Consider the following 26,477-nt stretch of genomic DNA (forward strand, 5'->3'; position numbering starts at 1 on the left):
CGCCGCATTTTTTTGCGCAAAATTCGGCTTCACCGTTCGGATTGCCGCTCCTCTCCGAAAAAAGTCACGCTTGCTGCGCCTGTTCGCTTGTAAACGCGCTCACGACGGCTCCACTGCGCTACCAACTTTTTTCGAGCAAAGGAAAAGGACATCTTTTTTATATCACACAGTTCTGCAAAGTCTAAAATCCGCATGGGCACTGGATAGTTTTTTCAAAAGAGAGCGAAAATATCTTTTTTGTAGCAGAACCACAAAAAGAAATAATCGGTCTTTTGACCGATTCTTTTTTTTAATAAATTTGTACAGGAGTTGAACCTGCATTTCAATAAGAGGATTTTCCGAAGGAAAATCCAAGCGTGACCGCGTAGCGGTCATGCGTCCTGCTTCCCTGCACCACGTCGCCGCAAACGCTTTGAGTTTGCGGCGATTTTTTACAAAAATCACTGCGTCACTTTACGCGTTGCGGCTCCTCTCTCAAAAATGTCTCGCTCCCATCGGCTAACTGCTTATAAATGGTGAGCGCATCCCGGTGGGACGCTGGTGCGAACTGACCGAGCCGACAGGCAAGAAACGTTTTTACGCCGATTTGGTCACTAACAACATTTTTGAGGCAAGAGCAAAGGACATCTATTTTGAACGGGAACCACAAGCAGAAAAGCCAGTGTTTTTGCGGAAACGCACATGAACACTGGCTTTTTCTTTATTTTTTGCTACAAATTCATGTTGCTGGATTTGCGGAAAATATGGGTCAAAAACAAGAAAAAATACAAAAATGCAACACGAATTTTGATAAAAACAGGGCTGCAAAGCAGCTTTATTTTTGTATGGCTTTTATGTTGTGTACAATTGTATAAAAACTGTATAAATACTGACTTTTTTAGTCTTCCTGCGGTGATAAAATACCGCCGTTTTCAGCCATCGAGCCGTCAAAAGGTAGTCAAAATCGTATTGGAAGATGTTTTCCATACATAGAATAGAACAGCAGGAGAGCTTATTGTATGCTATTTTTTAGAAAATGCATGCCAAACAACGTTAACGATCATTTATTTTCGCATCAATATGAAACTCTCGCTCTATTGTATCATTTATCAATATCTTCTGATAAATGTAAAACATAAACGGTAATTCCTCGTCAATTTTCCACCACTTGGCTGATAAATGTTCAAAGTCAGTGTGTAATTCACTGTATTCATCAGAAATGTATTCCATAAGATAAAAATGATTAATTTTATTTACGTCGTATTCTACGGCAGATTCATCATAAGCATAGCTATCTATCTTTTTCAAGCATCTGAGTTTCATCGGAGAAAGCCCTGTTTCTTCTGCTACTTCCCGAATTGCAGTTTCTTCGATAGAATTGTCGCTAACTTTTTTATGACCTTTTGGTAAAACCCAACTACCATCATCTCTCTGAACTAACGCAATATACACATCAGAATTTTGTCTAAAAAAGACAAATCCTCCCGCAGAAACTTCAACATCAATACTTTCCTTGAAAGTTTTTCCATACTCAGAATTATTTGCCCACAAATCATTAAAATGCTTTTTTAGCGAACCATATAAAGAACCATAGTCCTTTTCTATTTCAAAGACAGGCAAATCTCGAACTTGTTCCGTAGGCTTTTCTGCATATGTTGATACAAAAACGCTGTTGTCAATCATGATAAATCTAAAATACGGTTCCCCTTTTTGATATTTGATTCCACTTTTTTCCAACTTTAATTCTCTAATAAACTTTTTCATGCCCATTTCCACTATTGCATGAGTAGAATCTAATTCGCTTTTGAAGTCCTCTATAGATTCATATTTTCTAAGTGCCATGAGACCACGATTCACCCATGAAGAATTTGGAGAGAGCAGAAGTATTTTTAATCGTTTCAAATTATTATATTTTAGCATTTCTGCTAAGGATATTATTGAGCTATCTGCTCCAAAAAATTCCAGCCCTTTATTTGCAAGTATTTTGATTTCTGAAGCACGGTGAGCCTTCTGGACAATAAATGGTTTTGCTGCCTCTAAGTTTGGAAACGAACGTATTTCAAGGTAGTTATCAGTTTTAGTAGAAGGCTCTTTCTTGAAACTGTTAAGTTGATCAAATTGATTTTGCATTTCTTGTACATTGGAAATATCGTTTGTCTGTAAATCGAACAGCCATTTTCTTAGGTTAATTTCACCTTGTGTTTTTTTCCCTTCACTAAAATCAATATAGGTCACTCCCAGTAGATCAGTAGGTATTTTAACATTTCCGTCTTTTACAATAATCGATTTGGTTCTGCCCAGTTTTCCTGAAAAAAGTCCATGTTCAAAAATCACGTTATCTCTAGGCTTTCCAGACTTTTTGCCCCTATACCAAACTGCATCATCGCTCGAATAAATAAATATGGATCCATCAATGCCCTCTCTAGATATCATTTCTTCTAAATTTTCGAGAGTAAACTTTCCAGTTTCAAAAGTAGAAGGAACCTGATTCCATCTAACAGGAATCATTTTACATTCTTCAACAATTTTTGCAATCTCCAACAATAACCCTTTTTCGTGCGCCTCCGTAGAACTACCAATAAAAATTTTCATAAAAAATCGTTCCTTTTGATTCTAAATTTGCAGAAGCCAAATCACCCTACACAAATTTTGACATTTTCATTGTATCATAGCCTGATTGAAATTGAAAGCCCCCAAAAAGCAGAAAAAATCCCAGCCTACCATAAATAGTAAACTGGGGGTTCCCGTGTGCGGGTAAATCGCTGTTCAATTGTCGCGCCGGAAAGCCCGACTGCTTACGGGAAACTGGATTTTTACTGCCCCTGTTCCATCGCGCACTTAACGATCACCGACACCCGTTAGTGACACGCCGCTACCGCCGAAGGTGTTTTCCTCGATGGTGTACACTACGCCATTTTCCATTTTGGAAGTTACTTTTGCTTAAGCTTTAATCCCTCCCGCATAACGAGCGGCTATTGACCCTGCTGCTTCGCGCCGGTGTCCTGCGTTAAAGTGCCAGCACAAAAGCCCGGCTTTCGATGAACCGCGAAAGCCGGGCTTTTTTCTTTTTGGGGAAAGGGCTACATCAGCGCACGGAGAACCACGTCCAGAATACACCCCAGCGCCAGCACGAACACGCTGATGGTCAGGAAACCTGCCTGATAGCTGAAGCATCGGAACTTACTGTTCCAGAACTTGCTCATGCCGGAGCCTTCCTTTCTCCGCCATCTGGCGAAGAAAAACGCGGAACACAGCATACTGAGGCTGCCCACCAGCATCAGCGCGCTGACTACCCCCTGCAGCGGGGGAAGGAACACGTCGTCGCCGTAAAACAGCAGACCCAGCAAAGCGCCGACCGCCGCCGCAATAGAGGACACCAGAACGCCTGCGATCAGGCAGCGCACCAAATCATGCCCCACATTGGAAGCCGTGTATTTTCGCTGTTCCTTTTTGCCTTTTTCCATCTCGGTTCTCTCCATGCCGGAAAGCCCTCCTTATTTCTGACCCGCAAAATGGCACGCCACAAAATGACCGGGGGATACTTCCTTCAGCTCTGGGTCGTCCTTGCGGCAGCATTCCTGCGCCCTGGGACAGCGGCTCTGGAATTTGCATCCGGGGGGCACGTCGATGGGGCTGGTCACCTCGCCCTCCAGCATAATGCGTTGGCGGCTGTCCTCAATGTTGGGGTCCGCAATGGGAATGGCGGACATCAGCGCTTCGGTGTAGGGGTGCAGCGGGTTGCTGTAGATCTCCGCAGAGGAGGCAAGCTCCACCACCGAGCCCAGATACATGACAGCCACACGGTCGGAAATATGCTTCACCATCGCCAGGTCATGGGCAATGAACATATAGGTCAGACCAAGCTCCTTCTGGAAACGAATGAGCAGGTTCGCGATCTGCGCCTGAATGGACACGTCCAAAGCGGACAGCGGCTCATCGCACAGAATAAACTTGGGTTCTACCGCCAGCGCTCTGGCAATGCCGATCCTCTGGCGCTGACCGCCGGAAAACTCGTGGATAAAGCGGTTAGCGTGCTCCTGGTTCAGACCGACCATACGAAGCAGCTCGCCGATGCGCTCCTGCCGCTCCTGCTTGCCGGTATACAGCCCGTGCACGTCCATGCCCTCGCCGATGATCTCAGCAACTGTCATGCGGGGGTTCAGCGAAGCATAGGGGTCCTGGAAAATGACCTGCACCTCTTTGGTGAAAGCCTTTTTCTCCGCGCCCTTCATCTCGTGAATGTTCTGCCCGTTGTACAGCACGGTGCCGCCGGTGGGCTCATACATGCCCACACAGGTACGTCCGCAGGTAGTTTTGCCGCAGCCGGACTCTCCCACCACGCCCAGCGTTTCACCGGGCATGATGTGAAAGGAAACGTCGTCCACAGCCTTCAAGATACGCTTCCCGCCGACCTTGAAATATTTTTTCAGATGAGAGACCTCCAAAAGCGGCTTCTTTTCAGCCGCCGCAGTGGTCTTTTCCACTTCATTGCTCATTCTCGTGGCCTCCTTTCACCCGGAGAGCTTCGGCTTTTTCCCGAACCTCCGCCGGGGCGTCGTCCGCATAGAGCCAGCACATGGCGCTGTGTCCATGGTTGTTGGGGTCGTCTCCGGGGAATTCCTTCACCGGGGGCATTTCCTCCAGGCAGACGTTCATGCAAAGCTCGCACCGGCGGGCAAAGGGACAGCCCTTGGGAGGAGCGACCAGGTCCGGGGGCGTGCCGCGGATCGTGCGGAGCATCTGCTTATTCTCCCAGTCCAGCCGGGGAACAGCGCCCAGCAGCGCCCAGGTGTAGGGGTGCTGGGGATTGTAGAAGATTTCCTGCCGATTGCCGCGCTCCACGATCTGCCCGGCGTACATGACCACGATCTTATCCGCAAACCCGGCGACAACGCCGAAATCGTGGGTGATCAGAATGATGGAGGTGCCGTCCTCATCTCTCAGGCGCTTCAGCAGCTCCATGATCTGAGCCTGAATGGTCACATCCAAAGCTGTGGTGGGTTCGTCCGCAATGACCAGCTTGGGCTGGCACGCCACCGCCATAGCGATCATGGCGCGCTGGCGCATACCGCCGGAGAACTCAAAGGGGTACTGCTTAAAGCGTGTCTCGGCGTTGGGAATACCCACCACGTCCAGCAGGCGGATCGCTTCCTCCTTCGCCTCTTTTTTGCTCATTTTACTGTGAATGCGCAGATTCTCCATGATCTGCTTGCCAACGCGCATGGTGGGGTCCAAAGCGACAAGGGCGTCCTGGAAGATCATGCCGCATTCTCCGCCGCGGTACTGGGAAAGCTCTTTCTTGGACATGGACAGCACGTCCTTGCCGTCGAAGGTGATCTGGCTCCCCTCTTTGATGACGCCCGGTTCCCGGATCAGGGACATGATGGTACGGGCAGTCACGCTTTTGCCGCAGCCGGATTCGCCGATCACTGCCAGAATCTCGCCGTGCTTCACATCGAAGGTGACGCCGCGGACGGACTGGACCTCACCGGCATAGGTGTTGTAGGAGACCCGCAGGTCCTTGACCTCCAGCAGGGGCTGGTTGGGGTCGCCGGTCCATTTATGCGGATTGGCTTTCCAGTTCTTTCCGATCTCGCCGACTTCTTCTTCCTCCACGGTGGGAGTTACTTTTTCTTCTGCCATTGTGTTTTCCCTCCTCAGTTACGCAGCTGCGGGTCAAGCGCATCGCGGAGAGCGTCGCCCACCACGTTGAACGAAAGCACCAGCAAGCTAAGCAGAATGCAGGGGAAGATCAGCTGGTAGGGATAGAACGCCATGGCGCTCTGACCCTGGGACAGCATGGTGCCCAAGCTGAAATTCGGGGGCATCAGACCGATGCCCAGGAAGGACAGGCTGGTTTCAGAGAAGATAACGCCGGGAATGGACTGCGCCAGCTCCAAAATCAGCAGCCCGATGGTATTGGGCAGCAGGTGTTTGATGATACGGTGCATATTGGAGCCGCCCAGAACCTTGGACGCCAGCACATATTCACTTTCGCGCAATTTTAATACCTGTCCTCTGACCAGACGGGCAGTTCCCGTCCAGGAGGTGATACTCAGGGCAAGCAGCAGCTGACCGTAGCCGTTTCCGAACACGACCAGCAGCAGGGTGGTCAAAATCAGGCTGGGGACGCAGCTGATGACCTCCACGATCCGCATCATGACCTCGTCCACTACGCCGCCAAGAGTGCCCATAATAGCGCCGTACAGGCAGCCGATCACCAGCTGTACCACCGCGGCGACCACGGCGATAATGAAGGAGGTGCGTAAGCCGACCCAGCAGCGGGAGAACATATCTCTACCCAGGGAGTCGGTGCCGAACCAAAACTCCCCGCTGGGACTCATGTTCTGCACATCGCCGTTGATGGTCACATAGTCTTTTCCCGCGATGATCGGACCCAGTATGGACATGACCAGCAGCAGGATCAGAATGACCAGAAAGAACATGGCAACCTTGTTCTGCTTGAACCGGCGGACAGCATCTGCCCAGAAGCCGATATTTTTCCGCACAACTTCGTCGGCGTACAGGGTCTCCTGGTCCACAAATTCAAAGCGCTCGTCCGGCTTTTTGCTTATGGTGTCAGTGCTCATGTAAACTCCCCCTCCCTTACATTTTTCCGCCCGTGATCTTGATACGGGGGTCAACAATGCCGTACAGCACGTCTGCTACAAAAATACACACGATGGAAACGGTGCTGTAGAACACCGTCATACCCATGATCATGGGAATATCCCGTCCCGTTACACAGCTCACATAATAGCTGCCCACGCCGGGAATGGCAAATACATTCTCAATAAACAGAGAGCCGGAAAGAATGCCGCCGATAGTGCCGGGCAGGAACGTAACGATGGGAATAAAGGAGTTGCGCACCACGTGGTGGATCGTGACCTGTGTTTCGGACATGCCGATAGCCCGCGCCGTGGTGGTGCACTCCTGATACATGGAGTCCAGCATGGCGATCTTCGTGGTACGGGCATACCCTGCCACCTGGAACAGCGCGCCGGCAAAGGTGGGCAAAATGGTATACTCCCAGCCACCCAGCCACAGCTTACTGCCCTTGGGCCAGCCCAGCACAGGCAAATGGAGCAGCCCCGTATCGCCGGACAGGGTGAGCTGCAGGATCAGCGCGATAACCAGCGATGGCACCGACGTCATGAACATACAGAAAATCAGTATGATAAAATCCGGCGCCTTCGCCCGTTTCATGGCCGCGATAATACCCAGAATGATACCCAGGGTAACACCCACCAGCACCTGCTGGGTGTTCAGCCGCACGGTAGCTGGCAGGCGCTTGGCAAGAATTTTCTGGACCGTGTCGCCGGCCTTGACGATGGACTCACCGAAATCTCCGTGCAGGGCATTATTCAATGTAACAATGTACCGTTCCCCTACTGGTTTGTCATAGCCATATTTTTGGTAAATACGCTGCCGCGCCGTTTCGGGCAGCTTTACGATTTTCGCATCGAGCGCGTTTCCGGGAATGGACGCCAGCATAAAGAACGTGGCGGTAAACACCAAAAACAGCGTCAGCACCATATAGCAGAAACGCCTGATGATAAACTTGACCATGACCCCACCTCCTTCAATCGAATTATTTACTATGATATGTTTCAGAGAAGCATGAACTTTGCAGAATGTACTCTTCCTTCTTCTTCCCCACCATGAATTTTCTTTGTTTTCAACTTGCAGGGAAGAATAAGGAAAAGTGCGGACAGCTTATTTTAGCTGACCGCACGCTTCCTAAGCAGGGTCCGGGCAGCAGCCCGTTCCCATTTTTTCAAATCAAAAGCGTCGCCGCAGCGAGGAAATTACTCCTCGATCACGTATGCGTCGATGACACTCCAGGAGAAGCCCAGAGAGCCGATCTGAATACCCTTCACGTTGTTCAGAATGAAGGCGTTGACGTCGCTGAAGTAGAAGGGCATGATAACCATGTCGTCAGCCAGCATCTGCTCTGCTTCCTTATAGATCTCAACACGGTCGGCAGGCTGAACTGTCTTCAGAGCCTTGTCAATCAGAGCGTCGTACTCGGGATTCTTGTAACCGGACAGGTTGGAGGTGCCGGTGGAGATCCACATATCCATGTAGGTCATAGGATCGGGATAGTCGGGAGACCAGCCGTTCATGGACAGGTCCCAAGCTTCGCCGCCTTCATCAACAGCCTTGCCGTAGGAAGCCCAGTCGGCGCAGACCTGAATCTCGCACTTGACGCCCAGGTTCTGCTCGATGTTCTGCTGGAACAGCTCCTGAGCCTGGCGGGAAGTGGAGCTCTCGCCGTAGGTCAGGTACTTGATGGTGTACTGGGACAGGTCGTCGGTGGGCTTGCCCAGCTCTTCCAGACCTTCCTTGAACAGCTTCTGCAGCTCTTCAGGATTGTTCCTGTACTTTGCGCGACCCTCAGCCCAGGGATCAATGCCGACCTGCTCGCGGTAGGTCTTGTCACCCAGCATGGTGTTCGGGGGTACGAAAGAATCAGCGGGAGTCAGACGCTTCATGATGGTCTCGCAGTAAGCGGTGTTATCCACAGCATAGCCCACAGCGGTACGGATCTTCGCGTTGCCCATCAGGCCGCTGGCGCTGCCTTCCATCTTGAAGTTCAGGTAGAAGGTGCCGCCGTCAGCATCGCGATGGACTTCCTGGCACTCGCCGTTTTTCGCCATGGTGCGGTACTCCTCCAGATAGTCGGTAGAACCGCCGATCTGAGCCAGGTCGCCCTGCTTGAACAGCTTGTCGCGGGTAGCGGCTTCCTCCACGTACTGGAGGTCAACTTCGGTGATGATAACATTTTCAGCATCCCAATACTGGTCGTTCTTCACCATCACGCCGGTGTCCTTATCGGTCCACTCGGTCACAATGTAGGGACCGCAGCTCAGGATCTCGTCAGCGTTTGCGCCGTAGGCGTCGCCATACTGCTCAGCGATGTCCTCGCGCAGGGGGAAGAACACGGTGGTGCCAACCTTCTCCAGGAAGGTAGCGTCCACTTCAGCCAGGGTGTATTCGACAGTCATGTCGTCCACAGCCTTTACGCCGACAGTGGAGAAATCAGTGGTGGTGCCTGCATTGTAGTCCGCAGCGCCAACGATGCCGGTGGCAAAGAAGGCATAAGCAGCAGCCAGGTCAGGCTCCAGCAGACGCTTGACAGCGTATACGTAGTCGTCAGCGGTAACGGGCTCGCCGTCGCTCCACTTGTTCTCGCGCAGATGGAAGGTGTAGGTCAGACCATCGTCGGAGATCTCATACTCGGTGCAGCCGGCAGGCTCCATCACAGCGGCGCCTGCGTCGTCATACTTATAACGGAACAGACCCTCGGTGGTGTGTGCCAGCATGGTGCCGGAACCGGTGTCGCCGCACTGGGTGGTGTCCCAGGTACGGACTTCGGGCTGCTGATAGGTGATGATCTGGTCGGCTGCCAGAACCTCGCCATCAGCATTGCCAGTATCGCTGCTGGCAGGTGCGGAGGAAACGGGAGCGGTAGAGCTTTCGTTTCCTGCCGTGGACGCAGTGCTGCTGTTGTTATCTGCGTTGCCGCAGCCGGACATAGCCAGTGCGAGCACCAGAGCAGCAACAAGCGCCAGAGACAAAATACGTTTGATCTTCATGTTTCTGCATCTCCTTTTACAATTTAGAGCCTTTTTCTACGCTTCCTGAAAACAGCGGCACCTAACCGCCGTACCAAAAAGCTTTTGCAAGAGAAAACGCGTGAGGATACCGCGTTGCCGTATGCGGATATCCTGCAATTTTAAGCGCCATCTCTTGCTTTTGCTAAATTATATTGCAAAAACCCGCAAAAGTCAAGAAAAATGTCAGGGGCTTTCCGGCGCAGTTTTTAGCACTTTTACCAAAAAAGCGACGTGGTTCGGAGGATTCACGCTTGCACAAAGCCCCTTTGGAGGTTGCAATTTTGTAACCTTTCGGAAATCGACCGGGCTTTTGCACAATTTGCCAGCGCCTACCTGCCGTCCCTCACCCAGACGGTCATTTCCCCTTCGCCCCGGTTCGCCCAGGCATAGTAGGGGACCCACAGCAGCTCCTTTTCCTCCGCGGTCTCCGGCGGGCGGGAGGTGTAGAGGGCGGAAGTTTCCCCCGTTTCCACCTTCGCCGTGCAGCGCAGGGTCATCACACCGCCCAGCAGCTCGGGACGGAACTCCTCGGTGAATTTGCTGTCCCTAGGCAGCAGAATGCGGTGCAGGTCTTTGCCGTTGTCCGCCTCCTCCAGACAGAACACCATGGGACCCCGCTGGACGGCGACCCTGCCCGCGTCCTCCCGGACGTTCTGGTTCGCCCAGACCCGCTTTGCCTCCATGGGCAGGGAAAGCTCCACCACGTCCCCGGGCTGCCACACCCGGGTCAGGCGGGCATAGCCGTTTTCCGGCTGGACGCTCACCGCTTCCCCGTTCACTTTGATATGGTACGCCCCCTCGCACCAGCCGGGAATGCGCAGGGCATAGGTGAACTCCGCCGGGCGCTCCGGGGAAAGGGCGATGGAAAGCTCCCCGTCCCAGGGGTAGCTGCCGTTCAGCGCGATATGTACATCGACGCCGTTCAGGCTGCAATCGTACTCCCCGGCAAGGTACAGGTGCTGGAACAGCTCGGAATCCGTATGGTTCACGGCATAATCGGTAATGGACGCCAGCGTCCGGGCAAGATTGGGCGGGCAGCAGGCGCAGCCGAACCATTTCTGCCGCACCGGCTGCACATGGACCTTCCGCTGGTCCCGGCGGCACGCTTCCGGCAGGACCTCCAGCGGGTTCACGTAGAAAAACGCCGTGCCGGTCAGGTCCATACCGCTGATGGCGCCGTTATACAGCACCCGTTCCATTACGTCGGCATATTCGCCCCGGCGCTCGATCTTCAGCATCTGATTGGCAAAAAACGCCAGCGCCAGCCCCGCGCAGGTTTCCGCGTAGGCGGTGTCGTTGGGCAGGTCGTAGGGGAAGGTGAACGCTTCGCCGTATTCGCTGGAACCCACCTGCCCGGTAATGTACATCTGCTTTTCCGTCATCTCCCGCCAGATGTGGCGCAAATGCCCGTACAGCTCCTCGTCCCCGGCGCACCGCGCCGCTGCCGCCGCCCCGGCGTAAAGATAATTTGCCCGCACGGCGTGCCCGATTGGCTCGTCCTGCTCCAGCAGGGGCTTGTGTGCCTGATAGTAGGCATATTTCATCAGGCTGTCCTTCCAATAGAAGCCGTTGCCCTCCCGTTTGGTCTCTTCCTCGAAGTACAGGGGCTGTTTGCCGCGCTCCGAGAGGAAATACCGGGCAAGCTGCAAATACTGCTCCTTTCCCGTGACCTCGTACAGCTTGCAGAGCGCCAGCTCGATCTCCTCATGCCCGGGATAGCCGTGGAGCTTTCCCTCCTCAGGTCCCAACACGGAACCGATATGGGCGGCAAGCTTTTCCGCCACGTCCAAAAAGGTCGTTCTGCCTGTTGCGCGGAAATGGGCGACTGCCGCTTCTATCATGTGCCCCGCGCAGTACAGCTCGTGGTGGTCCTTCAGGTTCGTCCACCGGCGGTCCATATCCCCCAGAATATAATAGGTGTCCAGATAGCCGTCGGGCTGCTGGGCGGCCGCCAAAAGGGAGACCGTGTCCTCCATCTCCTGTTCCAGCTTTTCGTCCTTCGTCCACATCAGGGTAAAAGCGGCTGCCTCCATCCACTTGTAAAGGTCGCTGTCCTGGAACACACAGCCGTAGTGCTTTTCCCCGTTTTTCTCCGCCGCCGCTTTCATGTTGTGGATACATCCGCTGGGCTCGGCGTCTTTTACCCGGTCGTTCAGCGCTTCCCACTGATAGGGGATCACCTTGTCCCGCACCAGCTCCCGCAGCCTGGCATAAAAGCGGTCCGTCACATGGTAGCCTGCCCCATTTACCGGGGCTGCAAATTTTTTCCCGTTCATACCGTCCTCCTGAATTTTCTATTTTTCCTCTTGCGTTTCCCAGTACATTTTCGCCTTGGTATCCACCTTCCCGTCCGACAGCGTAAAGGTCAGCTCCGGGGTGGGGTCGTCGTTCAAACCGCCCTCCGGCAGGGTGGAAAGGGCATTTACGGTCAGCTTCCCCTCGGTCACGGTGAAGGTGATCCGCTTTCCCGTGACCTTCCGGGTGTTGCGGAACTCTACCTCCAGCTGGTTCCCGGCTTTCCAGCAGCCGTTTGCGCCATAGGGGACGCCGTTTACCACGGAAAGCTCAAAATGCCCGGTCATGCCCAGTTTCAGCTCGTACTCGCCGTTGTCCTGCCTGCACAGCAGCGCCGTGTCGTCTCCCTGGAAACGGAAGCCCAGGGACAGCAGCCTGCCGCCGTCCGGCTCGAATTTCCCCGCGCCGCCGATCAGATCCGTCATGGCGGGGGTGGGTTTGTCGGGGACATACTCCGTCCCGTCCATGGAGTGCTCCGCCCAGGGGTTCCGCACGCTGAGCATGGGGTTCAGCTCCAAATGCTTCAAGCGGTTCTGCAGCACATGGTACGCCCGGTGGTCCTCCGGCAGCGGGGCGTCCTGCATGGCGGGCAGCAGGTTGTTCCATACGGCGGTCAGCACGGCCTGCAGCTGCATGGAGGCGGACTGGATCACCAGCACGGCGTCCTGCTTTGTAAATACCACGCCGTATTGCCCAAAAGCGCCGTCCCCGCGGAACACGCCCTCCGGCACGCACCGCCAGAACTGGTAGCAGTAGCCCACCTGCCAGTCCGGGTCGCCGTCCCAGCCCGCTCCGGCGTTTTCAATCTGCTTCCGGGTGGCTTCCTCGAACCAGCTTTCCTCCAACAGCTGCCTGCCTTCCCACTTGCCGCGGTTCGCGATGAACTGCACGAACCGCGCCATGTCCTCGATGGTCATGGAGCAGCCGGCGCCTCCCATTTCCGTGCCGTCCTGCAAAGCGTGGCAGGGAATGTCCGTCATGCCCAGCGGCTCAAAAAGCCGGGGGCGGAGGAACTGGGTCAGCGTCTGCCCGGTTTTCCTGGTCAAAATAGCGGAAAGCAGATTCGTTCCCGCGGTGTTGTACATGAAATGGGTGCCCGGCTCGTACACGAAAGGGTGGTGCAGGAAGGTGGAGATCCAGTCTTCGCTGTCCCACTGGATCTCCGTCTCATGTCCGCAGCCCATCATCAGCAGGTGGCGTATCTCCGCTTTTTTCAAATTCTCGCCGGGGGCTTCCGGGAGCTTCTCCGGGAAAATGTCCACCAGCTTTTCGTCCAGGGAAAGCAGCCCCTCCTGCCGGGCAAAGCCGATGGCGGTGGAGGTCAGGCTTTTGCTGAAGGAAAACATGCTGTGCTGTACCTCCGGGCGGTAAGGGCTCCAGCTTCCCTCCGCGCAGACTTTCCCGTGGCGCAGCAGCATGAACCCGTGCATTTCAATGCCGCGACGGTACAGCTCGTCCAGCATATCCGTAATTGCCCGGGAAGAAATTCCCACGCTCTCCGGCGAGACCCGTTCCAAATTCACAGAAAACAACCCCTTTTGCCATAAAATCAACAATCATGCAGCGTCAGCCGCTGTAGCTTCAGTCTACCACACTCGCTTCCTAAAATCTACAGAAAAATGAGTAAAACCTGGCTTTCGGGGCATACTGGGGGTGAACACTCAAAATTTGGAAAGGCAGGAAAAAGTATGGTATCCATTCAAAAGGTCACAGGCTGCGAAATCCTGGACTCCCGGGGCAACCCTACCGTCAGCGCTACGGTGCAGCTTTCCGACGGCGCCATGGGCACGGCGGCTTCCCCCTCCGGCGCGTCCACCGGGAAATTTGAAGCGGTGGAGCTGCGGGACGGCGACGACCGGCGCTACGGCGGCAAGGGCACCCTGAAGGCGGTGAAAAACATCAATGAGATCATCGCCCCGGCGCTGGAAAAGGTGCACAGCCTGACCGTGCGGGAAATCGACGGCGTGCTGCGAAAGCTGGACGGCACCCCCAACAAGGCGCATTTGGGGGCAAACGCCACTTTAGCGGTCTCCCTCGCCTGCGCCCGCGCCATTGCCGCCCATTATCGAATGCCCCTGTACCGCTATCTGGGCGGCGCCGCCGCCTATCAGCTGCCCGTACCCATGATGAATATTCTGAACGGCGGCGCCCACGCGGGGAACAACATCGACATTCAGGAATTTATGATCATGCCCCTGGCGGCGGAAAGCTTCCGGGAGGGGCTTCGCTGGTGCGCGGAAATCTACCATACCCTGGGGGCGGATCTGAAGAAGAAGGGGCTTTCCACCGCCGTGGGGGACGAGGGCGGCTTCGCGCCCAATCTTTCCTCCGATGAGGACGCTATCGAGGAAATTTTGAACGCCGTGGAAAAAGCGGGCTACTCCGGGAAGGTCAAGCTGGCGCTGGACGCCGCCGGAAGCGAGTGGGTCACCGACAACCGCTACCGCCTGCCCAAGCGCGGCGTGGAATATGAAACGGAAGCCCTCATTGCCTATTGGGAGGACCTGGCAAACAAGTACCCCATTTTCTCCATTGAGGACCCGCTGGGCGAGGAGGATTTTGACGGCTGGGCGGAGCTGACCGCCCGCATGGGCAGCCGGGTTCAGCTGGTGGGGGACGACCTGTTCGTCACCAATATCGAGCGCTTGCAGCAGGGCATAGACGAGGGCGCCGCCAACGCCATTCTCATCAAGCCCAACCAGATCGGCACCCTCAGCGAAACCCTGGACGCCATCGACCTTGCCAAGCGGAACGGCTACAAAACCATCATTTCCCACCGCTCCGGCGAAACGGAGGACACCTTCATTGCCGACCTTGCGGTGGCGGTCAACGCCGGGCAGATCAAAACCGGCGCCCCCTGCCGCACGGAGCGCGTGGCAAAATACAACCGCCTGCTTCGCATCGAAGAAGCTTGACAGCCCCCCTGCTTCTCCCTAAAATAGAAGAAAAGCAAAAAATGTTTCCCCGCCGGGGCGAAAGGGCTGCATTCTCCCCGGAAAAATAGTTGGAATATTTTTTGCCCATCGGTATATGCTTCAAAAAAGGCTTTCTGGGAGGAACGTATGGGCGCTGTATGGGAAAAAGTAGAACGCTGTGCCGCATTTTTGCGGGAAAAGGTGGAAACGCCACCGGAGACCGCCCTGGTGCTGGGCTCTGGGCTGGGGGACTTCGCCCGCCGGGTGGAAAGCCCGGTCGCCGTGGAATACAGGGATATCCCCGGCTTTCCCGTCTCCACAGCGGAGGGGCACGCGGGAAGATTCGTGTTTGGAACGATCGCCGGGAAAGCCGTTGCCGTCATGCAGGGGCGGGTGCATTTCTACGAGGGCTATTCCATGGAGGACGTGGTGCTGCCCATTCGGGTGCTCCGCGCCCTGGGAGCGGGGACGCTCCTTTTGACCAACGCCGCCGGGGGCATCGGCAACGGCTTTTCCCCTGGGGACTTCATGCTGCTCACCGACCATATCGCGTCCTTTGTCCCCTCCCCCCTGCTGGGAGAAAACGAGCCGAAGCTGGGAGCAAGGTTCCCGGATATGTCGGCGGTGTACAGCCCCGCCCTCCGGGAAAAGGCGCAATGCGCCGCCATGGACACAGGCGTCCCGCTGAAAAGCGGCGTGTATTTGCAGACCACAGGTCCCAATTACGAGACCCCGGCAGAAGTGCGGCTGTACAAGGCGCTGGGCGCAGACGCCGTGGGCATGAGCACCGCCTGTGAAGCCATCTGCGCCCGGCACATGGGCATGGAGGTCTGCGGGATCAGCTGCATTACCAACCTTGCCGCCGGGCTCAGCCAGACTGCCCTGTCCCATGAAGAAGTGCAGGAAACGGCGGACCGGGTGGGCGCGCAGTTCCAGCGGCTGCTGTACCGCCTGTTAGAGCTTCTGTAAAATTTCCGAACAAAAATAGAATCCCGGCAAAGCCGGGATTCTATTTTTGTCTGATTACGATTTGGGCAGCTCCTGCAATAAGCGGCGAAAAACACTGACGTGCTGCTCCTCGTCCAGGATCAATCGGTTCAAAACCGCGCAGATGTCGCGGTCGGGCAAGGTCTCAGCCAGGCGGCGGTATTCCGTCACCGTGCGGTTTTCCCGCACAGCCGCCTGATTCAGCAGCAGGGCAGGGTCATGGGAATAGGTCAGGACCCCCGGGCTCCAATAGGACGTCCGCCCGTCCCGGTAGCTCCACAGCCGGGGATCGGCGCCCAACTGGAAGGCAAGCTGGGCAAATACGGAAAGGTGGTGCATTTCCACAATGGCAATGCTGTGGAAATACTCCGCCGCTTTCGGATAGGTGGACGACAGCACGGTGCAATTGTAAAAATACTGGGCAACCGTACTCATTTCCGACGAGCTGCCACCCAGATTCTGCAGCATGGCTCTGGCGCAGACGGGGCTTTTTCCCTGCACCTTAACGGGCGGATAGGGCGACGGGTCTGCAACCGGCAATTTTAATTCCATCAAGCTTCCTCCTTTTCCCTGTTTTCCTGCAATATCTATTCCCCCAAAAACTAAAATATGAAAAAGGACGGCAGCAAACACGCTGCCGTCCCTTGCTTTCCCTTTTGGATCACTCGTCTTCTTTCGTAATAGCGTCCTCCAACGCCTCCACATCAATGACAGGCTTCTTTTTTTGCGGCATGACCGGCGCTAGGGGCGCTTTCGTTTCCTGGGTGGCTGCCGCTTTCTGTTCCTTCGCCATGTCCTTCGTCATGCGGATCAGCTCCCGGTCGGAAAATTTCGGTTCCTCCGGCTCCTTTTGCTCTGGCTGGGGCTTCGGCTGCTTTTTCTGATGGGGCTTGCCCTTCAGTGTGCGGACGATGAGCCAGGCAAACACTGCCAGCACCGCGGCCACCAGCACAGTTACCAGCACGGCTGTCGGTACCTTGGAAGCCCCCTTCGGCGCGGCTTCCACATTTTCCGCCACAGCAACAGGGGCGCTGCTGTTGTTGGTAGAGCCGTCTCCCAGCTGTCCCTGCTCGTTATTTCCCTGGGCATAGACCGTTCCCTCCTCCGTCAGGTACAGCATATGCCCGCCGCCCAGGCTGACGTCCGCAACACCCTCCGCCACTGCCAGAGGGGAAGCCGCCGGCTCGGCGCCGTACTGTCCATAGGAATTTCCGCCCCACGCATACAGCGTTCCGTCATCGGCGATCGCCGCGGAAAAATCTTCCCCGCAGGCGATTTTTTTGATCCCGGATAAAATCTCCGCCGGTTCGGCAATATTCTGATACCCGCCGTTGCCCAGCTCGCCGTTGGCGTTGAAGCCGCAGGTCCAAACCGTGCCGTCTGTTTTCAGGATCACCGTGCCGAAGGTGGTGCACTGCACGTCCTGTACGTCTTCCATGACCTGCTGGAAGGTCTGCAGGTCATCTGAATTGCCGTTTGCCAGCTGACCGTAAGCATTCCCGCCTACCGCCCAGAGGGTGTTGTCCTGCTTGACCGCCATGGTGTGCTCCATGCCTACCGCCACGCTGCGCACGTTATCCAGCGTTTCCCGGGGAGCCTCCATGCTTTCCGTGCTGCCGTTGCCCAGCTGCCCCCGGCTGTTCCAGCCCCAGAGCCACAGGGAACCGTCCTTTGTCACCGCCGCCGTATGGAAACGCCCCGGGGCGGCAAACACCACATCACTGAGTATTTCCGTAGGCTCCGTGCGGTTTTCCTTATCTCCCAGCCCCAGCTGACCTCCCTCGTTCCAGCCCCAGCCATACAGGAGACCGTCGGAGGTGATGGCGAAGGTGCTCAAATACCCGGCATATACCGCCTGCACATCGCCCATCACGTCCACAAATTCCGGGCTGCTCCCGCCGGCGGCGGGGGCTGCTTCCGCTTCCGTATCTTCCTCAGCGCCGGACGCCGCGGAAGACATTTCCTCTTCCCGATCCAGGGAAACGCCAAGCTGCCCATAGGTATTGGAGCCGGCGACCGTCAGGGTGCCGTCCTTCTGCACAATGGCAGAATGGAGAAAGCCTGCCGCCAGCGGGGCGCCCTGTATTTTTGCGGACTCTGCCGCCAGCGCGGAGGTCGGCATCGCCGCGCCCAGCAGAGCTGCCATGCACAGCGAAAGGATCCTTTTTCTTATAGGGGTCATATACATTCCCTCCCGGTAAAAATACGCAGATTTACTTATTTATTATAAAATATCTCCTGAGCGGTTTCAAGCAGGATTCTGTGAAAATTCTGTGATGATTTGCTGAAATCCATTGAATTTGCAGATAAAATGAGCTAAACTTGAAATACTGCAAATGCCGCAGGGCTTTTCGTTCAGGCTATTTTCCGGCGAGGGAGCCTCCCTCCCGTCAGAAAGGAAGATATATTCCATGAAACTCAAAACCCGTATCTGCTCGTTTTTACTGACCGCACTGCTGGTACTGTCCTTATTTCCCGGCGCTTCTGTAAAAGCAGAAGGCGCATGGAAACAGATTTCCACCGGGTGGTACCATTCTCTGGGCGTCAAGGAGGACGGCACCCTGTGGGCATGGGGAACGAACCAGTTCAGCCAATTGGGCACAGGCGATGAAAAAGCCCGTTTCCTCCCGGTGCAGATCATGAAGGACGTGGTGAAAGCGGAAGCCGGGGAAAGCATGTCCCTGGCGCTGAAAACCGACGGTACTTTGTGGGTCTGGGGGTCAAACGACCTGAACCAGCTGGGTCTGGAGGACAGCGGCAGCGCCGCCGAGCCCACCCGGCTCATGACCGATGTAAAGGATATCTTCACCAATTACACCCATTCCTTCGCCCTGAAAACAGACGGCACCCTGTGGGCATGGGGGGATAATTCCACCGGGCAGCTGGGCGTGGGAGATACCCAGGGCCACACTGCCCCGGTGCAGGTCATGGAGGGCGTAAAATCTGCCGCCGCAGGCTGCTTTCACAGCGCCGCCATCACCGAGGACGGCGCCTTATGGGTCTGGGGCGCGAACGACAATAATCAACTGGGGCTGGGCGAAGGCGGCGACGCTTCGGTACCTGCGCCTGTAAAGCTGATGGAACACGTGAAAAAAGCCTCGCTCAGTGAAAATTTCTCCTGCGCCATCACCGAGAACGGCGAGCTGTACACATGGGGGGACAATGCCGAGGGGCAGCTTGCCACCGGGAACACCTCCGCTGTGAGCGCGCCCAAAAAGGTGGCGGAAAATATTGCCGACGTTCAGGCGGGACACACCCATATCGTTGCCCTTTCCAACGACGGCGGACTGTTCACCTGCGGCAACAATTTCCACGGGCAGGTGGGCGATACCACGGGGATCGACTCTACAGAGCTGACGCAGATACTGGAACACGTTTCCGCTGTTTCCTCCCATTGCGACCACACCTACGCCATGGCGGAAACAGGTGATATTTACGTTTGGGGCAGCAACTACTACGGGCAGTTCGGCAACGGCACGGGCATGGACAGCTTTACCCCCCTCGCCTTTACCGGGGAACGGCTGCAGGAACCGGAAGACCTGGAAACCGAGCCGGAATTTTCCCAGATGGAAGCCACCTTCGCGGCAGGCTCCGCCCATAATCTGGCAATTCTGGAAAACGGCGATCTGTGGGCATGGGGCTTCAACAAGCATGGCGAGATCGGCACCGGCGCTACCAGCGACCAGGCGGAACCGGGCAAGATATTATCCAATATTCGGACAGTCGCCGCCGGGGAAGCCTCCTCCTATGCCATCGACGGGGACAACGTGCTGTGGTCCTGGGGCGACAACACCTACGGACAGCTTGGGCTGGGCACCACCACCGACAGCTACAACCCCGCCAAGGTGATGGAGGACGTGGCGTACGTGGTCAGTGGCTCCTATCATGTGCTGGCGGTCAAAACGGACGGCACCTTATGGGTCTGGGGCGATAACTCCGCCGGGCAGCTCGGTACGGGAGACGCCGTTTCCCGGAACGCCCCGGTGCAGATCATGGGGCAGGTTCAGAAAATTGCCGCCGGAATGTTCCATTCCATGGCTCTGCGGACAGACAACAGCCTGTGGGTCTGGGGTAATTCAGATTACGGACAGCTGGGCTTTTCCTCCGATACCGGCACGGAAATACCCTTGCAGCTTTCTACGGGAGAAGTGACAGACATTGCCGCCGGGGAAACCTTTTCCGCGGCGTTGCGGGACAATAGCCTGTTCCTGTGGGGCAGCAACGCCGCCGGACAGATCGGTGACTTTGAAGATAACGCGGAGGAAGAAGCCGACAAGTATAACCAAACCACCGTTCAGGTGGATTCCGACAGCTCCGACGCCGTGGCGCAGCAGGGCAACAGCAGCATTTACTCGCCCGTGCAGGTCATGGAAAACGTTCACGCCGTTTCTTTAGGGCTGTACCATACCCTTGCCGTGCGGGACGACGGCACCCTGTGGGCATGGGGATTGGGCACCTCCGGGCAGCTGGGCACGGACACCCAGTCTTCTCAGGAGCCCAGACAGATGGCTGACAAGGTAGTCGCGGTCAGCGGTGGCGGAATGCACACTCTGTTCCAGAAATCCGATGGCTCGCTGTGGGGCGTTGGCTATAACGCCTCCGCCCAGCTGGGCTATGTGGACGACAACGAGGAAGGGGATTCCGTACTGGTGACGAAGCCGGTAAAAATCCTGGACGGCGTAAAGCTGACCGGCAGGTCAGCAGAATTTATCGAGACCGCTCTGAAGGTCACGCCGGAAAAATTTTTCCAGTCTGTCCCCCTCTATGTGTGGATCCTTTCCGGGGCGGCGGTGGTCATCGTCATTCTGCTGCTGGTGCTCATTTTCTCCCTGAACCGTATGCACCGCCTGCGTAAGGCAGCCACTACCGCGGTGGCACAGGTGCAGCTGCTGCAGCGGCAGCAGGAAAAGCTCCGGGAGTCCAAAGGGACACAGCGCAAAGCAAAAAAGCAGGAAGAAAAGAAAAGCGACCAATAAAGAAATCCCGCTGCCTTTTGACAGCGGGATTTCTTTAATTCGACAGTTTTGCCGTTTTTTGTTGTTCTCTTTGCATGGCGTGTTCGGTACAATAAGGGCACAAAACCAAAGGAGGTCCTCTCATGAACACAGACAAAATTTACGCAGAACAGCTCGCCAATGAATACGCGCCCAAGGACGCCTCCAAGGTCGTCGCCCTAAAGAAGCTGGACGCAAAGGCAAAGCTTCCCGCCACCGTTTTCGCCTACACCTTCGGCATTCTTTCCGCGCTGGTCGCCGGCACGGGCATGTGCCTTGCCATGAAGGTCATCGGCGGCGGCTCCGTTGCCATGGTGACGCTGGGTATCGTGATAGGCATTCTGGGCTTTGCCGGGACAGGCGTTAATTTCCCCATTTTCAAAAAGCTGCTGGAAAAGGGCAAGCAGAAATACGCCTTTGAGATCATGCAGCTGGCAAAGGAGATCAGCGAAGGGAAATGAGACAGGCAAGGTCAGTGCTCCGCCGCCTGCCTTTCCGTCATCGTCACCGCCGCCTTTATGCTGCTGCGCTCCCTGCGGGGGAAAAGCTGCCCGCCCGGTACTTCAAAAAGCGAGGAGACCCTATGAACAAATCGGAAAGCAAATACTTCAACACGGCCGCCCGTATGGACGAGGCGTTTCTCACACTGCTGGCGAAAAAGGATTTTGAATTTATCACCGTCAAGGAAATCTGCGAAGCGGCGGGGGTGAACCGTTCCACCTTCTACCTGCACTATGAGACCATCAGCGATCTGCTGGAGGAAAGCGTCCAATACATCAACGACCGCTTTTTGGAATACTTTCAGGCTTCCGCCGTTGAGCTTCTGCCGGAAATTCAGGACAGTGCTTTGGATAAGCTGGTTTTTATCACGCCAAAGTATCTGGTCCCTTACCTGAATTATGTGAGGGACCACCGCCAGCTGTTTCGCACGGCGTTGCAAAAATCCGGCTCTTTGCGGCTGGAAACCGTCTATTCCCGAATGTTTGAAGCGGTTTTCGACCCCATCTTAGACCGCTTTCGGATACTTCCTCAGGAGCGCCAATATAAAATGGCGTTCTATATCCATGGGTTGACAGGCATGATAGATGAATGGCTGCAAAATGACTGCGCCGAATCCATAGGACAGATGGTCCGTCTCATACAAAGCTGCGTCCTTCCTCATCTCAGCAGGATCGGATAAGCCTACCCTTTACCCCTCGATATGCTCCGGGGAATAGGACAGCTCCAGCATAGCGCCGTGGGATACGGTGGAATAGGGGAACACCTCTTCCCCCATCGCCATCATCTCGCGCTCCCCGCTCAGGCTGCCGTTTCGCACCGCCCTGACCGTGTAGAGCAGGTCATGGAGATAGGCGAGCCGCAGCTCCTGGGGGGACTGGTTCCTGTGACCGGGCAGAAGGAGCAGGTCGGGGATTTTTTCCAGCTCTGCAAGAGCCCGCTCCAGATTTTCCTGGAACCGGGACAAGGGCAGGCTGTGGGGCAGCTGGAGCCAGATGGGACCTGAACCAAAGCTGTCTCCCGAAAAGGCTATATGATCCTCCCGGTCCAGGAAAACCGCGCTGCCCGGCGTATGCCCGGGTACTAAGATCGTTTCCAGCACCCGACCGCCCAAGTCAAATACCTGACCGTCCCTGAGGGCGGTAAACATTTCCGCTGGCAGAGCGCTGGGACCAAAGCTGGTAAGCACCGGGAGGTCGGACAGCTCCATGTAGACCGTGCACCCCGCTTCCGCAAATTCCCTGACAGCTCCCACATGGTCATAATGCCCGTGGGTCAGGAGCAGGTCGATGGGGAGCCCGGTAAGTTCTCTTACCTTTTCGTAGACCCCGCCGGCGTCCTGCAGGGCGTCGATCATAACGGCTCGCTGGGAGCCGCAGACCAGATAGGCGTCCACGGCTGTGCCGGGAGCGTTTTCCGTAAAAATCCAAATGCCCTCCCGAAGCTTTGTTACAGTCACTTCATTCATTTTTCTCGTCCTTTCCGCAGTTTTTTATGATTTCAAAAAAGCCCCCTTGCACAGGGGGCTTTCGTTTTGCATCTTTCTGCCTTACAGCAGCTCCAAAATTGCCATCTCGGCTGCGTCGCCGCGGCGAGGTCCGAGCTTGGTGATCCTGGTGTAGCCGCCGTTGCGGTCGGCATACTTGGGGGCGATCTCACTGAACAGCTTGTGCGTGACGCTCTCCTTGGTAATGAAGCTCATCACCAGACGCTTGTTCTGCAGATTGTCCTCCTTGGCAATGGTGATCATTTTTTCCGCCAGTGAACGCACCTCTTTGGCACGGGTCACGGTGGTTTCGATTTTGCCGTTCTCAAGGAAGAAGGTCACCAGCCCACGGAGCATGGCCGTTCTATGGGCGGTATCTCTTCCCAGCTTTCTGGTTCCCGGCATGGTATTCACTCCTATCCGTATAAAGTAGGTTTATTCGTCGTCCTTGCGCAGGCCGAAGCCCAGGGAAGCCAGCTTCCATACGACTTCTTCCAGCGACTTGCGCCCCAGATTGCGGACCTTCATCATGTCCTCCTCGGACTTGCTGATCAGGTCCTCCACCGTATTGATCCCTGCCCGTTTCAGGCAGTTGAACGAACGGACAGACAAATCCAGTTCCTCGATGGTCATTTCCAGAGCCTTTTCCTTGCCGCCCTCGTCCTTTTCCACCATGATCTCCGTGCTCTTGCCCTTATCGGACAGATCCACGAACAGATTCAGGTGGTCGGTGAGGACCTTTGCCGCAAGGGACACGGCTTCCTGCGCGTTGATTACCCCGTTGGTCCAAACATCCAGCGTCAGCTTATCATAGTCGATGCTCTGACCTACACGGGTGCTTTCGACGTTGAAGTTCACCTTCAGCACAGGTGTGTAAATAGAATCGACCGCAATTTCGCCGATCACGCCTTCCGGCATATTCTGCTTATTGCGTTCATTCGAGATATAACCCCTTCCCCTATCCAGGGTCAGCTCCATATAGAGCTTTGCCCCTTCGCCCAGGGTGGCGATGTGCAGATCGGGATTCAGGATCTCTACCTCGCTGTCCGTCTTGATCGCCGCTGCCGTGACCTCACAGGGTCCTTCCGCGGAAATCTCCACTGTTTTCGCCTCGTCACTGTGGAGCTTTGCCACAAGCCCCTTGATATTCAAGACGATCTCAGTGACATCTTCCTTCACGCCTGGGATGGTGGAAAATTCGTGCAGCACGCCGTCAATTTTAATGGACTTGACAGCCACGCCCGGCAGGCTGGAGAGCAGCACTCTGCGGAGGCTGTTGCCAAGCGTAGTGCCGAAGCCTCTTTCCAGAGGCTCTACCACAAATCTGCCATAGGTGCCGTTTTCGGAAATTTCCTCTATCGTAATTTTGGGTCTTTCAATCTCAATCATCCACGGACCTCCCTTGCATCACTAAAGTTTGCCAAATTGCCTGCTGAAAAGAGAGCGCATTACTTGGAGTACAATTCGACGATGAGGGTTTCGTCCACTTCAAGGTCGATGTCCTCACGGGTGGGCATTTCGGCAACCTTTGCCTGTGCATTGGCGGCATCCACATCCAGCCACTTCGGGATAGGGCGGGAAGAATTTGCTTCGATCACAGCCTTCATCTTGTCGGTCTGACGGCTGCTGTCCTTCACGGCGACGATATCGCCGGGCTTTACCAGATAAGAAGGAATGTCTACCTTCTTGCCGTTGACGGTGTAGTGACCGTGCACCACCAGCTGGCGGGCTTCCGCACGGGAGCTTGCCCAGCCGCAGCGGTACACCACGTTGTCCAAACGGGATTCCAGCAAAATCAGCAGGTTGTCGCCTGCCTTGCCGGGCATTTTTGTTCCCATTTCGTAGTAATGACGGAACTGGTTCTCCAGCACGCCGTAGAACCGGCGGGTCATCTGCTTTGCGCGCAGCTGCATACCGTATTCGGAAGTCTTTTTGCGTCCCTGACCATGCTGACCGGGGGCATATGCTCTGCGTGTGATCGCACACTTATCCGTGTAGCAGCGTTCGCCCTTGAGGAACAGCTTCTGACCCTCGCGGCGGCACAGCTTGCACACAGCTTCTGTATATCTTGCCATTTTTGAGTAACCTCCTGATTCGGTATTTTACACGCGTCTTCTCTTGGGAGGACGGCATCCGTTATGGGGAATGGGCGTTACGTCTTTGATCATGCTTACTTCCAGACCGGCTGCCTGCAAAGCGCGGATAGCGGCTTCACGACCTGCCCCCGGACCCTTCACGTAAACCTCAACGGACTTCATCCCATGCTCCATTGCCAGCTTGGCAGCGGTTTCCGCCGCTGTCTGCGCTGCAAAGGGGGTGGACTTTCTGGAACCGCGGAAGCCCAGCTCGCCGGAGCTTGCCCAGGAAATCGCATTGCCCTGTGTATCGGTAATCGTAACAATGGTATTGTTGAAAGTGGACTGGATATGGGCTGCGCCACGCTCGATATTCTTACGCTCGCGGCGGCGGCGCACCGTACCCTTTGTACCCTTCTGTGCTGCCATGGAATCAATCCCTCCTTACTTCTTCTTGTTCGCCATGGTCTTTCTGGGACCTTTGCGGGTTCTGGCGTTTGTCTTTGTACGCTGACCTCTTACCGGCAGCCCCTTGCGGTGACGGACGCCGCGGTAGCAGCCGATCTCGATGAGACGCTTGATGTCGAACGCCAGGTCGCGGCGGAGATCGCCTTCCACGTGGCAGTTCTTGTCGATATAGTCTCTCAGCTTTGCCGTATCGTCTTCGGAAAGGTCACGAACCCGGATATCGGGATTCACGCCTGTAGCGGCGCAGATATTGCTGGCGGTCTTGCGCCCGATGCCAAAGATATGGGTCAGCGCAATTTCGATCCGCTTGTCTCTGGGCAAGTCAATGCCTGAAATACGAGCCATTCTGATACCTCCAATGCTTCTTGCGCGGGGCTTAGCCCTGGCGCTGCTTATGCTTGGGATTGTCACAGATTACCATGACCTTGCCCTTGCGTCTGATGATTTTGCACTTTTCGCACATTTTCTTGACAGAAGGTCTTACCTTCATAACAGTGTACCTCCTACTTTTAATCCGACTGCACTCTGTGCGGTCGATCAGTTCCGTCCTCGACGCCTCAAGCCGCTGCGGCTGTACTTATTCCAAAATCCCAGCCTGCCCAGCCGAAGCTCTCCGAACCTGGATCATACTGTCTTTCCTGCGGCTGTCCGCCGCAGGTCTGTTTACTTGGAGCGCCAGGTGATCCTGCCCTTGGTCAGATCATAGGGAGACATCTCCAATGTGACCTTGTCCCCGGGAAGAATGCGGATAAAATTCATACGCAGCTTGCCGGAAATGTGGGCGAGGACCATGTGCCCGTTTTGCAGCTCGACCTGAAAGGTCGCGTTGGGCAGCGCTTCCTTGACAACGCCTTGCACTTCAATTACGTCCTGTTTTGACACTCTCAATCACCATACCTTTCTGATTGCTCCCCCGTCTTCTCCCGAAAGGGACGAAGGGCGGTACGTATCTGCCGATTGGTTTTCAGGGCTTCCTCTGACAGGACGGTCGCCGTAGGCGCCAGATGGAACAGCTTCTTCCGTTTGGGGCGCTCCAGCGGTCTGCGTTTCCCGTCGCACACAAGCGCGCAGGGAGGGGTGACCTCCAGCACTGTCAGAAACCCGCCTTTATCATGACCGGCAATGGATCTTACCACCTGACCACGTTTTATCTCCATGGC

General features: G+C 55.5%; 26 protein-coding genes. 6 read left to right on the forward strand and 20 right to left on the reverse strand.

Going from position 1 to position 26,477, the window contains the following annotated elements; translation table 11 throughout:
* Positions 1 to 681 precede the first annotated feature (681 nt).
* The gene (locus AB8996_RS01670) at positions 682 to 972 is read left to right on the forward strand and encodes a hypothetical protein (RefSeq protein WP_369297237.1); all 291 of its coding nucleotides are present in this window, start codon (positions 682 to 684) and stop codon (positions 970 to 972) included.
* A 60-nt stretch (positions 973 to 1,032) separates the two neighbouring features.
* Here the strand turns inward: AB8996_RS01670 and AB8996_RS01675 are convergent, their stop codons facing one another.
* The 9 genes from AB8996_RS01675 to AB8996_RS01715 form a co-directional block, all read right to left on the reverse strand.
* Positions 1,033 to 2,571 (reverse strand): TIR domain-containing protein, encoded by a 1,539-nt coding sequence (locus AB8996_RS01675; RefSeq protein WP_369297238.1) that lies wholly within the window; start codon positions 2,569 to 2,571, stop codon positions 1,033 to 1,035.
* A 488-nt stretch (positions 2,572 to 3,059) separates the two neighbouring features.
* Positions 3,060 to 3,458 (reverse strand): hypothetical protein, encoded by a 399-nt coding sequence (locus tag AB8996_RS01680; RefSeq protein ID WP_369297239.1) that lies wholly within the window; start codon positions 3,456 to 3,458, stop codon positions 3,060 to 3,062.
* Positions 3,459 to 3,473: 15 nt separating this feature from the next.
* A complete protein-coding gene (locus AB8996_RS01685; protein WP_369297240.1) occupies positions 3,474 to 4,475 on the reverse strand; it encodes an ABC transporter ATP-binding protein in 1,002 nt (333 codons plus the stop codon).
* Positions 4,465 to 5,622, reverse strand: a complete 1,158-nt coding sequence (locus AB8996_RS01690) for an ABC transporter ATP-binding protein (protein WP_369297241.1) — start codon at positions 5,620 to 5,622, stop codon at positions 4,465 to 4,467. Before AB8996_RS01690 ends, AB8996_RS01685 begins: the two co-directional genes overlap by 11 nt.
* Positions 5,623 to 5,636: 14 nt before the next feature.
* Entirely contained in the window at positions 5,637 to 6,569 is a 933-nt protein-coding gene (locus AB8996_RS01695) for an ABC transporter permease (protein ID WP_369297242.1), read from the reverse strand.
* Positions 6,570 to 6,585: 16 nt separating this feature from the next.
* On the reverse strand, positions 6,586 to 7,548 hold the full coding sequence (locus AB8996_RS01700; RefSeq protein WP_369297243.1) for an ABC transporter permease: 963 nt from the start codon (positions 7,546 to 7,548) through the stop codon (positions 6,586 to 6,588).
* Between the two features lie 239 nt (positions 7,549 to 7,787).
* The gene (locus tag AB8996_RS01705; RefSeq protein WP_369297244.1) at positions 7,788 to 9,578 is read right to left on the reverse strand and encodes a peptide ABC transporter substrate-binding protein; all 1,791 of its coding nucleotides are present in this window, start codon (positions 9,576 to 9,578) and stop codon (positions 7,788 to 7,790) included.
* Between the two features lie 350 nt (positions 9,579 to 9,928).
* Positions 9,929 to 11,875 (reverse strand): glycoside hydrolase family 127 protein, encoded by a 1,947-nt coding sequence (locus tag AB8996_RS01710; protein WP_369297245.1) that lies wholly within the window; start codon positions 11,873 to 11,875, stop codon positions 9,929 to 9,931.
* Between the two features lie 18 nt (positions 11,876 to 11,893).
* Entirely contained in the window at positions 11,894 to 13,417 is a 1,524-nt protein-coding gene (locus tag AB8996_RS01715; RefSeq protein ID WP_369297246.1) for a serine hydrolase domain-containing protein, read from the reverse strand.
* A 165-nt stretch (positions 13,418 to 13,582) separates the two neighbouring features.
* Between AB8996_RS01715 and eno the strand changes: the two genes are divergently transcribed.
* Positions 13,583 to 14,809 carry a phosphopyruvate hydratase gene (eno, locus tag AB8996_RS01720; RefSeq protein WP_369297247.1) on the forward strand — a complete coding sequence of 409 codons (1,227 nt, stop codon included), beginning with the start codon at positions 13,583 to 13,585 and terminating at the stop codon, positions 14,807 to 14,809.
* Positions 14,810 to 14,956: 147 nt separating this feature from the next.
* Positions 14,957 to 15,778, forward strand: a complete 822-nt coding sequence (locus tag AB8996_RS01725; protein ID WP_369297248.1) for a purine-nucleoside phosphorylase — start codon at positions 14,957 to 14,959, stop codon at positions 15,776 to 15,778.
* 54 nt (positions 15,779 to 15,832) lie between these two features.
* Here AB8996_RS01725 and AB8996_RS01730 read toward each other — a convergent pair whose 3' ends face one another.
* Both AB8996_RS01730 and AB8996_RS01735 read right to left on the reverse strand, forming a co-directional pair.
* Entirely contained in the window at positions 15,833 to 16,348 is a 516-nt protein-coding gene (locus AB8996_RS01730; RefSeq protein WP_369297249.1) for a ferritin family protein, read from the reverse strand.
* Between the two features lie 109 nt (positions 16,349 to 16,457).
* Complete coding sequence (locus tag AB8996_RS01735; RefSeq protein WP_369297250.1) at positions 16,458 to 17,978, reverse strand: RCC1 domain-containing protein; 1,521 nt, start codon at positions 17,976 to 17,978, stop codon at positions 16,458 to 16,460.
* Positions 17,979 to 18,207: 229 nt separating this feature from the next.
* Here AB8996_RS01735 and AB8996_RS01740 point away from each other — a divergent pair, with 229 nt between their 5' ends.
* The 3 genes from AB8996_RS01740 to AB8996_RS01750 all read left to right on the forward strand — a co-directional run bounded on the left by AB8996_RS01740 (position 18,208) and on the right by AB8996_RS01750 (position 21,970).
* Positions 18,208 to 20,772 carry an RCC1 domain-containing protein gene (locus AB8996_RS01740; RefSeq protein WP_369297251.1) on the forward strand — a complete coding sequence of 855 codons (2,565 nt, stop codon included), beginning with the start codon at positions 18,208 to 18,210 and terminating at the stop codon, positions 20,770 to 20,772.
* Between the two features lie 122 nt (positions 20,773 to 20,894).
* Positions 20,895 to 21,251: a dihydropteridine reductase gene (locus tag AB8996_RS01745; RefSeq protein ID WP_369297252.1), complete on the forward strand. Its 357-nt coding sequence runs from the start codon at positions 20,895 to 20,897 to the stop codon at positions 21,249 to 21,251.
* Between the two features lie 122 nt (positions 21,252 to 21,373).
* A complete protein-coding gene (locus tag AB8996_RS01750) occupies positions 21,374 to 21,970 on the forward strand; it encodes a TetR/AcrR family transcriptional regulator (protein WP_369297253.1) in 597 nt (198 codons plus the stop codon).
* Between the two features lie 9 nt (positions 21,971 to 21,979).
* Here the strand turns inward: AB8996_RS01750 and AB8996_RS01755 are convergent, their stop codons facing one another.
* The 9 genes from AB8996_RS01755 to AB8996_RS01795 form a co-directional block, all read right to left on the reverse strand.
* Positions 21,980 to 22,756, reverse strand: a complete 777-nt coding sequence (locus tag AB8996_RS01755; protein ID WP_369297254.1) for an MBL fold metallo-hydrolase — start codon at positions 22,754 to 22,756, stop codon at positions 21,980 to 21,982.
* Positions 22,757 to 22,837: 81 nt separating this feature from the next.
* Positions 22,838 to 23,179: a 50S ribosomal protein L17 gene (gene rplQ, locus AB8996_RS01760; RefSeq protein ID WP_369297255.1), complete on the reverse strand. Its 342-nt coding sequence runs from the start codon at positions 23,177 to 23,179 to the stop codon at positions 22,838 to 22,840.
* A gap of 30 nt (positions 23,180 to 23,209) precedes the next feature.
* Entirely contained in the window at positions 23,210 to 24,163 is a 954-nt protein-coding gene (locus AB8996_RS01765) for a DNA-directed RNA polymerase subunit alpha (protein WP_369297256.1), read from the reverse strand.
* Positions 24,164 to 24,222: 59 nt separating this feature from the next.
* Positions 24,223 to 24,849, reverse strand: coding sequence for a 30S ribosomal protein S4 (gene rpsD / locus AB8996_RS01770; protein WP_369297257.1), 627 nt, complete (start codon positions 24,847 to 24,849; stop codon positions 24,223 to 24,225).
* 27 nt (positions 24,850 to 24,876) lie between these two features.
* Positions 24,877 to 25,278: a 30S ribosomal protein S11 gene (gene rpsK, locus AB8996_RS01775; protein ID WP_369297258.1), complete on the reverse strand. Its 402-nt coding sequence runs from the start codon at positions 25,276 to 25,278 to the stop codon at positions 24,877 to 24,879.
* A 15-nt stretch (positions 25,279 to 25,293) separates the two neighbouring features.
* Positions 25,294 to 25,662 carry a 30S ribosomal protein S13 gene (gene rpsM / locus AB8996_RS01780; RefSeq protein ID WP_369297259.1) on the reverse strand — a complete coding sequence of 123 codons (369 nt, stop codon included), beginning with the start codon at positions 25,660 to 25,662 and terminating at the stop codon, positions 25,294 to 25,296.
* A 31-nt stretch (positions 25,663 to 25,693) separates the two neighbouring features.
* Complete coding sequence (gene rpmJ, locus AB8996_RS01785; protein ID WP_369297260.1) at positions 25,694 to 25,807, reverse strand: 50S ribosomal protein L36; 114 nt, start codon at positions 25,805 to 25,807, stop codon at positions 25,694 to 25,696.
* Positions 25,808 to 25,980: 173 nt separating this feature from the next.
* A complete protein-coding gene (gene infA, locus AB8996_RS01790) occupies positions 25,981 to 26,199 on the reverse strand; it encodes a translation initiation factor IF-1 (RefSeq protein WP_369297261.1) in 219 nt (72 codons plus the stop codon).
* Positions 26,200 to 26,201: 2 nt separating this feature from the next.
* Positions 26,202 to 26,474 carry a hypothetical protein gene (locus tag AB8996_RS01795; RefSeq protein WP_369297262.1) on the reverse strand — a complete coding sequence of 91 codons (273 nt, stop codon included), beginning with the start codon at positions 26,472 to 26,474 and terminating at the stop codon, positions 26,202 to 26,204.
* Positions 26,475 to 26,477 lie beyond the last annotated feature (3 nt).

Source organism: uncultured Neglectibacter sp. (assembly GCA_937958185.1).
GTDB lineage: Bacteria > Bacillota > Clostridia > Oscillospirales > Acutalibacteraceae > Acutalibacter.

Excerpts from the sequence above, each read along its gene's own strand:
- AB8996_RS01670 (WP_369297237.1), top strand. The coding sequence starts at position 682 with ATGAACACTGGCTTTTTCTTTATTTTTTGCTACAAATTCATGTTGCTG.
- AB8996_RS01675 (WP_369297238.1), bottom strand. The coding sequence starts at position 2,571 with ATGAAAATTTTTATTGGTAGTTCTACGGAGGCGCACGAAAAAGGGTTA.
- AB8996_RS01680 (WP_369297239.1), bottom strand. The coding sequence starts at position 3,458 with ATGGAGAGAACCGAGATGGAAAAAGGCAAAAAGGAACAGCGAAAATAC.
- AB8996_RS01685 (WP_369297240.1), bottom strand. The coding sequence starts at position 4,475 with ATGAGCAATGAAGTGGAAAAGACCACTGCGGCGGCTGAAAAGAAGCCG.
- AB8996_RS01690 (WP_369297241.1), bottom strand. The coding sequence starts at position 5,622 with ATGGCAGAAGAAAAAGTAACTCCCACCGTGGAGGAAGAAGAAGTCGGC.
- AB8996_RS01695 (WP_369297242.1), bottom strand. The coding sequence starts at position 6,569 with ATGAGCACTGACACCATAAGCAAAAAGCCGGACGAGCGCTTTGAATTT.
- AB8996_RS01700 (WP_369297243.1), bottom strand. The coding sequence starts at position 7,548 with ATGGTCAAGTTTATCATCAGGCGTTTCTGCTATATGGTGCTGACGCTG.
- AB8996_RS01705 (WP_369297244.1), bottom strand. The coding sequence starts at position 9,578 with ATGAAGATCAAACGTATTTTGTCTCTGGCGCTTGTTGCTGCTCTGGTG.
- AB8996_RS01710 (WP_369297245.1), bottom strand. The coding sequence starts at position 11,875 with ATGAACGGGAAAAAATTTGCAGCCCCGGTAAATGGGGCAGGCTACCAT.
- eno (WP_369297247.1), top strand. The coding sequence starts at position 13,583 with ATGGTATCCATTCAAAAGGTCACAGGCTGCGAAATCCTGGACTCCCGG.
- AB8996_RS01725 (WP_369297248.1), top strand. The coding sequence starts at position 14,957 with ATGGGCGCTGTATGGGAAAAAGTAGAACGCTGTGCCGCATTTTTGCGG.
- AB8996_RS01730 (WP_369297249.1), bottom strand. The coding sequence starts at position 16,348 with ATGGAATTAAAATTGCCGGTTGCAGACCCGTCGCCCTATCCGCCCGTT.
- AB8996_RS01735 (WP_369297250.1), bottom strand. The coding sequence starts at position 17,978 with ATGACCCCTATAAGAAAAAGGATCCTTTCGCTGTGCATGGCAGCTCTG.
- AB8996_RS01740 (WP_369297251.1), top strand. The coding sequence starts at position 18,208 with ATGAAACTCAAAACCCGTATCTGCTCGTTTTTACTGACCGCACTGCTG.
- AB8996_RS01745 (WP_369297252.1), top strand. The coding sequence starts at position 20,895 with ATGAACACAGACAAAATTTACGCAGAACAGCTCGCCAATGAATACGCG.
- AB8996_RS01750 (WP_369297253.1), top strand. The coding sequence starts at position 21,374 with ATGAACAAATCGGAAAGCAAATACTTCAACACGGCCGCCCGTATGGAC.
- AB8996_RS01755 (WP_369297254.1), bottom strand. The coding sequence starts at position 22,756 with ATGAATGAAGTGACTGTAACAAAGCTTCGGGAGGGCATTTGGATTTTT.
- rplQ (WP_369297255.1), bottom strand. The coding sequence starts at position 23,179 with ATGCCGGGAACCAGAAAGCTGGGAAGAGATACCGCCCATAGAACGGCC.
- AB8996_RS01765 (WP_369297256.1), bottom strand. The coding sequence starts at position 24,163 with ATGATTGAGATTGAAAGACCCAAAATTACGATAGAGGAAATTTCCGAA.
- rpsD (WP_369297257.1), bottom strand. The coding sequence starts at position 24,849 with ATGGCAAGATATACAGAAGCTGTGTGCAAGCTGTGCCGCCGCGAGGGT.
- rpsK (WP_369297258.1), bottom strand. The coding sequence starts at position 25,278 with ATGGCAGCACAGAAGGGTACAAAGGGTACGGTGCGCCGCCGCCGCGAG.
- rpsM (WP_369297259.1), bottom strand. The coding sequence starts at position 25,662 with ATGGCTCGTATTTCAGGCATTGACTTGCCCAGAGACAAGCGGATCGAA.
- rpmJ (WP_369297260.1), bottom strand. The coding sequence starts at position 25,807 with ATGAAGGTAAGACCTTCTGTCAAGAAAATGTGCGAAAAGTGCAAAATC.
- AB8996_RS01795 (WP_369297262.1), bottom strand. The coding sequence starts at position 26,474 with ATGGAGATAAAACGTGGTCAGGTGGTAAGATCCATTGCCGGTCATGAT.